Below are 12,722 nucleotides of genomic sequence, written 5' to 3' on the forward strand. Positions count from 1 at the left end.
TAGGAATTGACCCTTTTATTTGTAATTTGGGAATATAGAAATAATTGCAAATGTGATAGAATGAGTTAATTTGTGCATAAAGGGGAGAGATACAATGGAGAAATGGGAGTTAGCAAAGGAAATTTATAATACGTCACGTTTAACGGGAACATTTAAGCTTCGATCAGGACAAGTATCAAATCAATACTTTGATAAGTACTTATTTGAATCTAATCCAGTACTGTTATTAGAAATTGCTAAACAATTGAAAGAGCTCATTCCTCCTGAGACAGAAGTACTCGCGGGTTTAGAGATGGGAGGAATTCCAGTAGCGACAGCATTATCTTTACAAACAGGTATACCTGTTGTATTTGTAAGAAAAGAAGCGAAGAAGTATGGTACATGTAAGTTAGCAGAAGGCGTTAATATTGCTGGGAAAAATGTTTGTGTCGTTGAGGATGTTATTACGACAGGTGGTCAAATATTATTAAGTACGAAAGATTTAAGAGAATTAGGTGCGAAAGTACATCATGTTCTAGGCGTCATTGAACGAACGAAAGAGGGAAGCGATAACTTATTAGAAGATGGCTTACAGCTACATTCTTTATTTACAATGGATGAGTTAATTGAAGGAGAAAAGCAACATGCAAAGAGTTGACGTCGTATATGCACTAATACATGATGAAGAAACAGATAAAATATTAATGGTACATAATGTAGAACAAAATGTTTGGTCATTGCCAGGCGGGGCTGTGGAAAAAGGTGAAATATTAGAGGAAGCACTAATAAGAGAAGTAAAAGAAGAGACAGGTTTAACTGCTGTGGCAGGTGGACTTGTTGCGATTAATGAAAAATTCTTTGAAGAATCAGGGAATCATGCGCTATTTTTTACATTCCGAGCAAATGTAGTAAAGGGTGAATTGATTGCGGAAGATGACGAAGAAATTTCCGCAATAGAGTGGGTGGATCGAACGATCGCAAATGAACGATTCCCATTCTATGATGGCGGATTCGAGGCATTATTAGAAGTAGCTATTCCATACAAGTTTCAACCAGAAACAAAGTGATTGAAAGGAAAAAACAGGAGCGACAACGCTCCTGTTTTTCTATTCAATCGTCTTCAGTAATAACTTTTTCAATAGTGGTTTAATCTTCAGACGTAAATCTTCAGCATGATTTGCAACTAAGAAGTGATGGTTATAAATATTCTTCATTAATTGATAAGTTGCTTCTTTTGCTTCGCCTTCTTCGATGAAGATTCCGATTACTTCCATACCACTTTTACGAGCAAGTTTGACAGCTTCATGCGTATCTAAAATACCGTCTTGTTGATAGTCTAGCGCAGAAGGCTCACCGTCTGTAAAGACAAGTAAGAATTTATGCTTTTCTGGTCTTTTTGCAAGTTTTTCAGAAACGATACGAATAATATATCCGTCGCGGTTATCTTCTTCTTCGCGAAGCTGCATAATTTCTGGACCAACGTTTGGTAACGTTGAGTTTTTATACGTTACAACTTCATGGATAACGTTTGGCTTATCTTCAGGCTTAGCACTAGAAGCATCTTCCCAAAATCCGCTAATAGCGTGCGGGATTTTTAAAGATTTCAACGCTTCATGGAATAGGACCACACTCTTTTTCGTTTCTTCCATTTTGTTATACATAGAACCAGAGCAGTCCACTAGTAATTGGAATGCAACGTCAAGTTCTTGTGATTCCTGGCCTTTTTTATAAAACATGCGCGGCTGCTTTTCAGTATAAATACGAAGGAATTTCTTACGAAGTCTTCCGTAATATTTATCACTATTTGCATTCGTTTTATTTTCAATCGTTTTTTCGATAATTTTCTTTAATTCTTTTACATCTTTATTAACAACTGATTTGATAGCTTGGTAATCCTTTTTTTCATCAGGATTTGATTTGCGAGCTTCTTTAAATATATGAGAAGCACCAACGTTATACTTACCGTATGCACCCTCGTTTTGGCTAGAAGCGTGTGAAGCTCTTGCTTCTTCTGTATCAGCGCCATCAAAGTTGGATTGTGTACTTTTTTGAGAAGTACCTTGTACAGAACCAAGTGCTTGGTCGCCATCTTCTGATTCACGAGCAGTATCACCCATCATATTTGTTTTCGTTCCGCTTTCTAAATCAAAGCGTAAAAAGTTCTCGTTTTCATTGTTTTTATTTTCACGGTGCCATGTGGAGAAACTTTCATCCATTTTATTTTTGCTATCATCGTCATCTATGAGCTGCGTATCATCATTTGCTAATTTTTCAGCGCGACTGTCTTTCTCATCTGTAATAACAGATAAATAAAGCGGTGCATGTCCGAAATAATTATTAAGCATATCACTTTCAAGAAGTCCTTCTAAACGATAGCGAATTTTTTCAACGATATACATAATGTCTTCTGTATTACGAGCTTGGAATGTTTCATGCAAAATTGCTTCAATTTGCTCGAAATATTCATTATTAAACATTTCATATTTATCGCTCGTTAATGAAAGATAGCAGAGACAAAATAGACGATCACCGTGATAGTTACGAACACGATTGATTTCATTTTGTGAACCAAAGTAATTGCGATACATTTCTTTTCTTCTTTTAAAAACATGCTTTGTGCCAGGGCGTAAGTTTTTTACGATTTCCTCAACACGTAAATCTTCTAATAGAACAAATAATTGTGTTAAAAACTTTTTTAAGGGTGATTCTTGTAATTCAATCGCATAAGAACGAATTAAAGTCATGTCCGAGTAATGTTTATTACCAAGTGCTTTTAAAAACACTTCGCTTTTTAATCCGATTACTGTATCCTCTTCTTTTCGATCATCCCAAAAGTGACTAATGACAACCTTTTTTTCAATTTCGTCGTAGTATGCTTTATAGCCATACTCAAGGTAGGCATCGTCTTCTTTTAGAAGAGCATACATTAAGTTTTCCATTTGTAGAAACAGCGACGCATCAATTTTTTTGTCACTAAAAATTTGTCTCATGAATTATCCCTCAAAGAAATAACTTTCTGCTAATTCACGGACAGTCATTTGTTCTGTTTCATCGTTTAATTTTGCGATAATACTACGTTCAATTGCACGCATAACAGGAATATATACACCTAAATCACATGCGTCGATAATGCCACGAATACTTGCTGCTTCTTCACTTACACGCCCATCACGAGCTAAAGGCATAAGGTCGCTTGCAAATGCAACGAACTTTTCAATTGTTGCAACATCATTTAATTTTGATTCAGATAGTAATAGTTCTTTTAATGTGTCACCTTGAATGTATGGAACTTCAATAATAACGAAACGGTTTTTTAATGCTTCGTTTAGTTCACTTGTTCCAACGTAACCTTCATTAATTGCTGCAATTACACGATACTCCTCATCGCCATATACAACTTCTTGTGTAAACGGATTTGTAATCATTTTACGGTAATCTAATGCACCGTGAAGAAGTGGTAACGTTTCAGGTTTTGCCATATTGATTTCATCAATATATAGGAAATGACCGTTCTTCATTGCTTTCATAAGAGGGCCGTTAACGAATGTAACTTCAGATGCACCATCTTTCGTTTGTAGTGTGTTGTATCCTAAAATACCTTCTACATCTAGGTCAACAGAACAGTTAATGCTATGCATTGGTTTTTGGAATAAAGAAGAAAGAGTTTCAGCTAGTACTGTTTTACCACTACCAGTCGGCCCTTTTAATAGAATGTTTTTGCCAAGAAGAAGCGCTGTAATAGCATCTTCAATAATGCTGTTATCAGATGCTTTATATATTTTCTTTCCAATTAAATGTGCATTTTCACCAGCTTCTTGTTTATTTTTTTCGTGAATGGTTGAGAGCTGTTGTTTTAAATCAGCATGTATATGAAATTGTTCTAACATGTATTTCCCACCTAACATTATTTTCATAAAGTAATACATCTTATGATAACTTGTTTTAATATGGTATGCAAAGAAAAGGAGAGAGGGGAAATGGAAAAGAAAAAGCAATCAATATTACATTGATTGCTTACAGTAAAGGAGAAATGAGTCGCATGAAAGACTCTAATATTCGTTTTTTGATACTTCTTTTTTGGAATGCGTTCCATTTAATTTCAGTGGAATGCTTAAAGTCGTCTTCAAAATCATGTTTAATATCATGAACGGTTTCTGATTCATATAGTACGCTAATAAGTTCATAATTTAATTCAAAGCTGCGTACGTCCATATTTGCCGTTCCAATTGTCGCGATCTTATCATCAACGAGTACAATTTTTGCATGCATAAAACCATCTTTATAACTATAAATGGAAGCACCAGCTTTTAAAAGCGGAGTGAAGTAGGACTGAGATGCTTGATCACTAATAATACTATCACTTTTACCAGGATATAAAATGCGTACATCTATGCCAGATATTGCACTTAAACGTAATAATGTTAAAGTTTCTTGATCTGGAATAAAGTAAGGTGTAGCGATCCAAATCGATTTTTTTGCAGATCCCATAACAGCTAATAATGTATTGCGAATGCTTTTATCATCTGAGCTAGGCCCGCTGGCTACAATTTGCACAGCACCTTCTGCACTTGAAATTTCTTTACCTGGGAAGTATTGTCTATTCATAAATTGATCCCAAGAATAAGTATTCAATCCACTAGAGGCATAGAGCCAATCTTCTAGAAAAATTGCTTGTAATTTATATAACGCTTTTCCTTCTATTTTTAAATGACTATCACGCCAAATGGGAAATTTTTTTGAACGGCCAAGATATTCATCACCGACGTTGAGTCCACCAGTAAAACCGATTTCTCCATCTACAATAACGATTTTTCGATGGTTACGATAATTGACAGTTTCAAGTAACCAAGCTGAAAAAATAGGGTCAAATTCTACAATTTCAATACCAGCTTCTTTCATAGGTTTTAAAAAGCGTCTTCTTAAAGTGTTACTTCCGAGTCCATCATAAAGAAAGCGTACAATAACACCAGATTTTGCTTTTTTTATTAAAGCATCTCGAACTTTCGTACCAATCTCATCAGATTTATAAATATAGTATTGAATATGTATGTGATGTTTTGCTTGCTCGATAGCTTGCAAAATTTCTGAAAAGGTTTGATCGCCATTTGTTAAAAGTTTTGTAGTTGTTTTATCTGCGGCAGGTCCGCCTCCAAATTTTTGTACGACTTTTGTTAAATGCATAGAACGTTCATGTAAGGGGACTGTGAGTGACAATTCTACTCGTCTTCCTTCTAATATTTCACGGAATAATTTTCTTTGCTCTTCTGAACGATGTAGATGTTTTTTTCTTCTCCAACGGCTACGTCCGAAAAGCGCATATAAAAGCACACCAACAACAGGGAGAAGTGCTAGTACTAAAAACCATGCTAAAGTGCTTTGTGGGGATCTATTTTCAATAAAAATAACGAAAGATATCCCTATGATTGTAAGAGACCATAATGCACCGACAAAGGTATATAGTGAGAGGATAGACGTATCTAAAAGTAAGAGTACGATAGATATAATTGTAAATACCAATAATAATTGAACGATAGGCTTCTTCATTTTTATAAAATTCCTCTAATCTTTCTTAAATATAGACTTCTTATATAAAAAGGTATAATCCGACATTCTTATTATAAAGTGTTTTGTTTTTTTTACAAAATATAGACATTTTCCCCATGCTTTCCGCATTTGTCCTACATACAGTATATTGTTACGCTATTATCCTGCTATTTGCTGGTTAATAAACAGTGTAGGGGGGGACAAAACATTTGTCCTTTATATAGGAACGGGGATAACCATATCATGGATTTGTAACAGGTACATGATGAAGCCGAGGATATGGTTATTCGTATTATACGGATTCTTTCTTATTATATAGGTTACTAACAAGGTCCGTACTATTCATACAATACCTATTAAGATGAGAAAATGGAAAAGGAGAGGGGAATAATGAATTATATAGAAAATAACGGATTGTATTATCGTAATCATCATCCTCATGGAGGGCACAACCATAACGGCGGACATCACCACCATGGAGGGCACAATCACCATGATCATCACCACCATCACGGAGGTGGATGGGGCTGGGGTGGCGGCTCATGGGGCGGTGGATTTTTCCCAGGAAGTTTTGCTGGAGGCGTGTTAGGTGGACTTACAGCTGGCGCATTAACGGGTGCAGCAAGTGGAGGCTACTATCCAGCACCGTACCCAGTAACTTATCCAGCGCCATACCCAGCACCATATCCAACTCCATATCCGGGGTATCAGCAAATACCATATCCGTATTAAACTAAAAAAGAGGCTTTCCTCTTTTTTAGTTTAATAAAGTAATTATTTATAAAATATTTCCAAAATAAAGGTGAAAATATGTTAATATTTTATTATTGTAATTCAAAAACATATATACTAATTTTAACTTTTATATTATTATCCGTGAATAGTTGTATAGTGTGCTCGAACTTCTATTTCGCTAGTAAAGTAAAGAGGTTAGATATGAGCGGGATTAATAGGGAATAGGCATTGTATAGAGCTAGCTATAAAGGAATGTAAGAGAATGAATAATGTATAATAAAGTAAGCTAATTATAGCGATAAGAAACCACTATTTATAATTGAAACGGTATTATATTGCTTTTTATTACAAATAATATTATGTTATTTTAATCGGCATATTTCAAAATGTGATGAATGCAAATAGCCATTATTAAGAAATGAAATATCTCTATTTCTATGAAGAGAAACAAGTTGTGTTTTAGTCAGATAGGAAGCAAGGAGAGATGCGCATGCTAGAACAAAGAGGTCATGCATTATATGACTCTTCATTGCGAGATTTAAAGTTAGCATTAGATGAGTCTTCAATTGTTGCAATTACAGACCGAAATGGTCTTATTACATATGTAAATGATAAGTTTTGTGAAATCTCCAAATATACACGAGAAGAGTTAATAGGAAAAGATCATCGTATTTTAAATTCAGGATATCACCCGAAAACATTTTTTCAAATTCTATGGAAGCGTATTTTGAACGGAAAAGTATGGAGAGGTGAGATTCGAAATCAAGCAAAAGATGGGACGTATTATTGGGTTAAAACAACAATTGTTCCGTTTTTAAATGAAAAAGGAGAGCCATATCAATTTATCGCGATCCGAAATGATATTAGTAGTAGGAAAGAAGCAGAACAGAGGTTGCGGTTAAGTGAAAGTCGTTATAGGGAGCTTGCGTATCATGATGCTTTAACGAGTTTACCGAACCGATTGCAGCTAATAACGACTGTAAACGAGATGATTGCAGGAAAAAAAGAATTTGGTATGATTTACTTTGATTTGGATCGTTTTAAATTAGTAAACGATACGCTAGGTCATATGATAGGGGATTTACTTTTAAGCGAAGTTGCTTCACGGTTGCATTATGTGCTAGGAGAGAAAGACGTTCTGGCTAGGCTGGGTGGCGACGAATTTGTGCTGTTAACAAAAAGTCATACACAAGATGCGATGAGGCAGCTAGCGACATCTGTGTTGTCATGTTTTCAGGCACCATTTATGCTTGAAGGTCATGAAGTATACATTTCAGCTAGTCTAGGACTGTGCGCATATCCGCAAGATGGTCAAGATGTAGAAACTCTATTAAAGAATTCGGATTTAGCTATGTATAGCGCGAAAGAACAAGGCAGAAATGCCGCGTGTTTCTTTACAGATGAGTTACGTGCGAAAATAAATCGTAGAATGAAAATTGAATTCGCTTTGCAAAAGGCAATTCGTGATGAAGAGTTAGACGTGGCACTGCAGCCTATTATTGATTTGAAAACGAAGAAATATACTGGTATTGAGGCTTTAGCACGTTGTTCGATAGAAGAAGGGCCTATTTCACCAGGCGAATTTATTCCAGTAGCTGAAGAATCTGGACTTATTATAAAATTAGGAGACTGGGTATTAGAAAAGTCATGTCGCTTGTTTAAAACATTGCCAGATTACGAAGAAGGATTAAGGTTATCTGTGAATTTATCCATACAACAATTAATGCAAAAGCGTTTTATTTTATCTGTACGTAGCATTTTAAGGAGAACGGGCTTTCCACCGAATCGTTTAATTTTAGAAATAACGGAAAGTATCGCTGTTCGCCATTTTGATTATATTATTGCTACATTACAAGAATTAAGAAATATGGGTATTTTAATTGCTTTAGATGACTTCGGAACGGGCTATTCTTCCTTATATTATTTAAAACAACTACCACTGGATATAGTGAAAATTGATCGTAATTTTATTCGTGAATTTCATTATGATCATGCACAGCCAGAGCGAACGATTGTAAAATCTGTTATTGAAATTGCCCATAGCTTAAATTTAGCAGTAGTTGCTGAAGGGGTAGAAACAGTAGAGCAAGAAAGTTTATTACAATCTATGGGTTGTGATTATGTACAAGGATTTTATTATGCGAAACCTTTATCTGTAGGAGAGTTAAAAGAAAAGTTAATTACAGATTTTGAATAAAAAAGAGAAGCCGGTAGCTTCTCTTTTTTTAATTCGTTTTTTGTGAGTCTTTCATTAATACTGGGTAAAGAATAAGACCTAGTACGAACAATCCGATTCCTAAGAAGAACGTTTTTAAATCAGCAGTTCCCGTTTTGATAACCCAAATAGAGTATACAAATGCTAATGTAGTAATGACCCCATCCTTTATTCGAGAACCAGGCATTATATCATACGTTTCTCCTGTAATAACCAATTTGAATTGGTACAGCGTAGAAACAAGGTATGGAATTAAATAAGCTAATGTTGCTACAACGATAGCGAAATTATAAGCTTCTGATACGGTACCAGAAATCGTTGAGAATAAGAAAATTTGCGTCATCACATTTGTAATAAATAATGATTTTGAAGGACTACCTTTTTTATTTGTTTTCGCGAAAAACTTAGGGAAAAGTCCATTCTTGGCTGCCTGATAAGGTACTTCTGAACTAACAACGATCCAGCCAACTGTAGAGCCAAATAAAGATACAAGTGCAAGTAAAGCCATGATATAGGCTCCTTTATTGCCAATTGCTAAATTTAATGCGTCTACTAATGGTTTTTGAGACTCTTTTAAAGCATCTTGCGAGAGAGCTCCCATTGTAAGTAAAGTAATTGACATGTAAATAAGAAGAGCGATAATTAATCCGAAAATGGTAGCTTTTTTTACATCGCGCTGAGATTTAGCACGGTTAGAAAGCATTACAGCAGATTCAATACCGATAAACGCCCAAAGTGTTGCGATAGCAGCTGAATTGATTTGTCCACCTAACGAAATGGATTGTCCTGCTTCATTCATAAATGTTTGACCGTCTCCAAAATTAGAGGCATTGAAAATGAATAATGTGATTACAATAAACATTGTAAATCCGATAATTTTTGCAATGGTAGCAAGAAGATTCATATTTCCAGCCTGGTCAATATTTTGAGAAAGAATATATTGAATTCCCCATAGCATAAGGCTACATACGAGGAAAGTTAGTCCTTTTCCGAGTTCTAGTGAAAATCCGTTCGTAGAAAAGAGAATTTGCTTACTTTGTAAAACTGGAAAGAATGTTGATAAATATCCAGCAAAGGAAATAATAACAGATGCGGTTGCAGCCCAGTTCGCAGCCCAATATCCCCATGCCATACTATATCCTGCAACTTTGCCCGCTTTTTTTGAAGGGAACATTGCTTGAGCGTAACTTTGTGGTCCTGCCTTTAATTCTGGTTTGCGAACTGCTAAATTTCCAAATACGAGTGCAATCATAAATACGCCAAGACCTGTAATACTCCATGCAAGTGTAGAACCCATTGGACCTGATACGTGTGCTAAATTTGCTGGGAGCATAAATACGCCACCGCCAACCATATTTCCAATCACAAAAGCTGTTAAAATCCATAATCCCCATTTTTTCGTTTCCATTTTTGTTAACTCCTTTGTAGTAAGTTTTGCTTAAACATCATTTTTTACTAGCTTTTTGGCAATAAAAAAAGAGCCATGTAGATAAAAAATACCTACATGGCTCTTCGCCTGACGTAGGTACAACGGGAATAACCCTTGTACCTACGCGTAATTTTTCCGCTAGGTTTCAAGGGTTACGTATGATGATGATGTTTTTGTGCAAATGTAACTACAATTGTTGTATAAGTAAGCATAGTTCTTTGCTCCCTTTCTCCTCTGATTTTGAAGTTAGTATACTACATGTTTTTTTGAATGAAAAGAAAAATATAAAAATTTTTATAAAAATAAGTTTTAGAGATTAAATATTTACCTGTATTTTTCCTATACTGGAAAATAAGTGAGAGATTGGCAGAAGAGTGTAGCATGGTATAATACATATAGAATTAGAAGGTGACAAGGGGCTATTGTAGATGATGAGTAAGTATGAACAAATTTATACAGCAATCAGCAAGTCTATTGATAATAAACAATTAAAAGAGGGATGCAAAATCCCATCAGAAACTGAATTAATGAAGCAATATGAAGCGAGCCGAGGTACGGTAAGAAAAGCTGTAGATTTATTACAAGAGCGTGGATATGTTCAAAAAATACATGGAAAAGGTGTCTTTGTTTTAAAGCGAAAAAACATTGAATTCAACTTTGGTGGTATTGTAAGCTTCCAGGAAGAAAATGAACGTTTAGGACGCCATTGTATTACAGAAGTCGTGGAAATAGAGAAAGTAAAAGCGACAAAAGAGGTTGCAAAGCTATTGAATGTGAAAGAGAAAACAGAAATAGATCATATTAAACGCGTACGAAATATTGATGGAGAAAAAGTAATTTTGGATATTAATCATTTTGTATCGGAATATATTCCTGGGCTAACGAGTGAAATTGCAGCAAAGTCCATTTATAAATACATTGAGAAAGAATTAGGTCTTCATATTAGTTACTCACAGAGGGTAATTGAAGTGCAGCCATGTACAGAGGACGATAGAAAGTATTTAGATTTAAATGGAACAGACTATGTTGTCGTTGTGAAAAACTTTACGCATTTTTATGATGGAAGTCAGTTCGAATATACAGAATCACGCCATCGTTTAGATATTTTTCATTTTTCGGATGTGGCGCGGAGAAAATAAGGAGATGGAACGAAATAACGTTTCATCTCTTTTTTTTATCCTGCTATTTGTGGGAGGCGTGCTGTCCGTAAACGCCCGATTGGTGAGGGCTGATAATCAGTGCGGGATGAACAAAACCCCACTGATTAAAGTTTCACTTTATAAAAAAATTATAAACTCGTATATACGAGTGTTGACTAACTTATATATACGAGTTAATATGTAATTGTAAACGGTATCAAAAAAAGAAAAGAGGGACGGGAATATGGGGAAAGACTATCGTAAAACAGCAGAGGAAGTGTTGCAGTATATTGGTGGGAAAGACAATATTGAACAAGCTGCGCACTGTGTCACGAGGCTCCGTATCGCTTTAAAAGATGAAAGTAAAATAGATAACGATAAATTGCAGTCTGTTTCATTAGTGAAGGGAGCGTTTCATAACGCTGGAGTATTTCAAATTGTAATCGGTCCAGGAGATGTTGATCGAGTATATGCTGAATTGATAACGCTTGCAGGTATGAAGGAAGCGACAGTAGCTGACGTGAAAGACTCTGGAAACCAAAAGTTAAACCCAGTTCAAAAGTTTGTAAAAGTATTTTCAGATGTATTTATGCCGATATTACCAGCGATCGTAACAGCTGGTTTACTAATGGGAATTAACAATCTATTAGGGGCGAAGGACTTATTTTTTGAAGGTAAAAATTTATTAGATGTATATCCAAACTTAAGTGGGCTTTGGGATTTAATTAATATGATGGCGAATACAGCATTCGTATTCTTACCAGCACTTGTCGGTTGGTCAGCAACGAAGCGTTTTGGTGGTAGTCCGATATTAGGGATCGTTATGGGATTAATGCTTGTGCATCCAGCCTTATTAAACGCGTGGGATTATGGTAAAGCAGCAACTGGTTTAGATGGACAAAAGATTGAGTACTTCGATATTTTAGGATTATTTCAAATTGAAAAGGTAGGGTATCAAGGTCAAATTCTACCCGTTTTAGTAGCAGCATTCGTACTAAGTAAAGTGGAAATCTTCTTAAAGAAACATGTACCAAATGCAATTCAATTATTAGTTGTACCAATTACAACGATTGTCGTAACAGGTGTGTTAGCATTAGGAATTATTGGTCCAGTTACACGTCATATTGGAGATTTATTAACAGTTGGATTAGTAGGTGTATATGAAACAGTACCAGTAGTTGGAGCAGTATTGTTTGGAGCATTATATGCACCGCTTGTAATTACAGGTATGCATCATATGTTTATTGCTATCGACTTACAATTAATTGCACAGCACGGTGGTACATTCATTTGGCCAATGATTGCTCTTTCTAACATTGCGCAAGGTAGTGCGGCACTTGCGATGTTCTGGATTTCTAAAAATCAAAATGATAAAAGTATGGCATCTACATCAGCAATTTCAGCATATTTCGGTATTACAGAGCCAGCTATGTTTGGTGTGAACTTACGAAATAAATTTCCGTTCTATGCAGCGATTATAGGATCAGCTACTGCAGCTATATTTATTACGTTAAATGGTGTATTAGCACCTGCTATCGGAATTGGCGGATTACCAGCATTTATTTCTATCATTCCGAAATCGATTCCAATATTTATTGTAGGAATGATTATCGCTGTTGTAATCCCATTTACGTTAACATGGTTATTTGCAAAACGAGTAAAACAGAAGTAGGAGGAAGTT

General features: G+C 35.4%; 10 protein-coding genes. 6 read left to right on the top strand and 4 right to left on the bottom strand.

The features are described from left to right. The first annotated feature begins 94 nt into the window (after positions 1-94). Both pyrE and MKX31_RS01455 read left to right on the top strand, forming a co-directional pair. Positions 95-637, top strand: a complete 543-nt coding sequence (pyrE, locus tag MKX31_RS01450) for an orotate phosphoribosyltransferase (RefSeq protein WP_142315095.1) — start codon at positions 95-97, stop codon at positions 635-637. Continuing rightward, positions 624-1,046 (top strand): NUDIX hydrolase, encoded by a 423-nt coding sequence (locus MKX31_RS01455; RefSeq protein WP_064477108.1) that lies wholly within the window; start codon positions 624-626, stop codon positions 1,044-1,046. The genes pyrE and MKX31_RS01455 overlap by 14 nt, the downstream gene beginning before the upstream one ends. A 39-nt stretch (positions 1,047-1,085) precedes the next feature. On the opposite strand, the gene MKX31_RS01460 is transcribed toward MKX31_RS01455, so the two are convergent. From MKX31_RS01460 to MKX31_RS01470, 3 genes are all read right to left on the bottom strand, one after another. Continuing rightward, positions 1,086-2,969, bottom strand: a complete 1,884-nt coding sequence (locus MKX31_RS01460) for a vWA domain-containing protein (protein WP_064477107.1) — start codon at positions 2,967-2,969, stop codon at positions 1,086-1,088. Between the two features lie 3 nt (positions 2,970-2,972). Further along, positions 2,973-3,866, bottom strand: coding sequence for an ATP-binding protein (locus tag MKX31_RS01465; protein ID WP_064477106.1), 894 nt, complete (start codon positions 3,864-3,866; stop codon positions 2,973-2,975). Positions 3,867-3,993: 127 nt separating this feature from the next. Then, the gene (locus MKX31_RS01470) at positions 3,994-5,523 is read right to left on the bottom strand and encodes a cardiolipin synthase (RefSeq protein ID WP_064477105.1); all 1,530 of its coding nucleotides are present in this window, start codon (positions 5,521-5,523) and stop codon (positions 3,994-3,996) included. A 390-nt stretch (positions 5,524-5,913) separates the two neighbouring features. Here MKX31_RS01470 and MKX31_RS01475 point away from each other — a divergent pair, with 390 nt between their 5' ends. Together MKX31_RS01475 and MKX31_RS01480 are read left to right on the top strand one after the other, a co-directional pair. Next, positions 5,914-6,255, top strand: coding sequence for a hypothetical protein (locus MKX31_RS01475; RefSeq protein WP_064477104.1), 342 nt, complete (start codon positions 5,914-5,916; stop codon positions 6,253-6,255). 493 nt (positions 6,256-6,748) lie between these two features. Next, a complete protein-coding gene (locus MKX31_RS01480; protein WP_064477103.1) occupies positions 6,749-8,455 on the top strand; it encodes a putative bifunctional diguanylate cyclase/phosphodiesterase in 1,707 nt (568 codons plus the stop codon). Positions 8,456-8,483: 28 nt separating this feature from the next. On the opposite strand, the gene MKX31_RS01485 is transcribed toward MKX31_RS01480, so the two are convergent. After that, positions 8,484-9,881, bottom strand: coding sequence for an amino acid permease (locus MKX31_RS01485; RefSeq protein WP_064477102.1), 1,398 nt, complete (start codon positions 9,879-9,881; stop codon positions 8,484-8,486). Between the two features lie 449 nt (positions 9,882-10,330). Here MKX31_RS01485 and treR point away from each other — a divergent pair, with 449 nt between their 5' ends. Together treR and treP are read left to right on the top strand one after the other, a co-directional pair. Beyond that, the gene (gene treR, locus MKX31_RS01490; protein WP_088046983.1) at positions 10,331-11,041 is read left to right on the top strand and encodes a trehalose operon repressor; all 711 of its coding nucleotides are present in this window, start codon (positions 10,331-10,333) and stop codon (positions 11,039-11,041) included. A gap of 244 nt (positions 11,042-11,285) precedes the next feature. Next, positions 11,286-12,713 carry a PTS system trehalose-specific EIIBC component gene (gene treP / locus MKX31_RS01495; RefSeq protein ID WP_088046982.1) on the top strand — a complete coding sequence of 476 codons (1,428 nt, stop codon included), beginning with the start codon at positions 11,286-11,288 and terminating at the stop codon, positions 12,711-12,713. The last annotated feature ends 9 nt before the right edge of the window (positions 12,714-12,722 follow it).

The organism is Bacillus sp. FSL M8-0063 (assembly GCF_038005545.1).
GTDB classification, from domain to species: Bacteria; Bacillota; Bacilli; order Bacillales; family Bacillaceae_G; genus Bacillus_A; species Bacillus_A wiedmannii.

Excerpts from the sequence above, each read along its gene's own strand:
- pyrE (WP_142315095.1), top strand. The coding sequence starts at position 95 with ATGGAGAAATGGGAGTTAGCAAAGGAAATTTATAATACGTCACGTTTA.
- MKX31_RS01455 (WP_064477108.1), top strand. The coding sequence starts at position 624 with ATGCAAAGAGTTGACGTCGTATATGCACTAATACATGATGAAGAAACA.
- MKX31_RS01460 (WP_064477107.1), bottom strand. The coding sequence starts at position 2,969 with ATGAGACAAATTTTTAGTGACAAAAAAATTGATGCGTCGCTGTTTCTA.
- MKX31_RS01465 (WP_064477106.1), bottom strand. The coding sequence starts at position 3,866 with ATGTTAGAACAATTTCATATACATGCTGATTTAAAACAACAGCTCTCA.
- MKX31_RS01470 (WP_064477105.1), bottom strand. The coding sequence starts at position 5,523 with ATGAAGAAGCCTATCGTTCAATTATTATTGGTATTTACAATTATATCT.
- MKX31_RS01475 (WP_064477104.1), top strand. The coding sequence starts at position 5,914 with ATGAATTATATAGAAAATAACGGATTGTATTATCGTAATCATCATCCT.
- MKX31_RS01480 (WP_064477103.1), top strand. The coding sequence starts at position 6,749 with ATGCTAGAACAAAGAGGTCATGCATTATATGACTCTTCATTGCGAGAT.
- MKX31_RS01485 (WP_064477102.1), bottom strand. The coding sequence starts at position 9,881 with ATGGAAACGAAAAAATGGGGATTATGGATTTTAACAGCTTTTGTGATT.
- treR (WP_088046983.1), top strand. The coding sequence starts at position 10,331 with ATGATGAGTAAGTATGAACAAATTTATACAGCAATCAGCAAGTCTATT.
- treP (WP_088046982.1), top strand. The coding sequence starts at position 11,286 with ATGGGGAAAGACTATCGTAAAACAGCAGAGGAAGTGTTGCAGTATATT.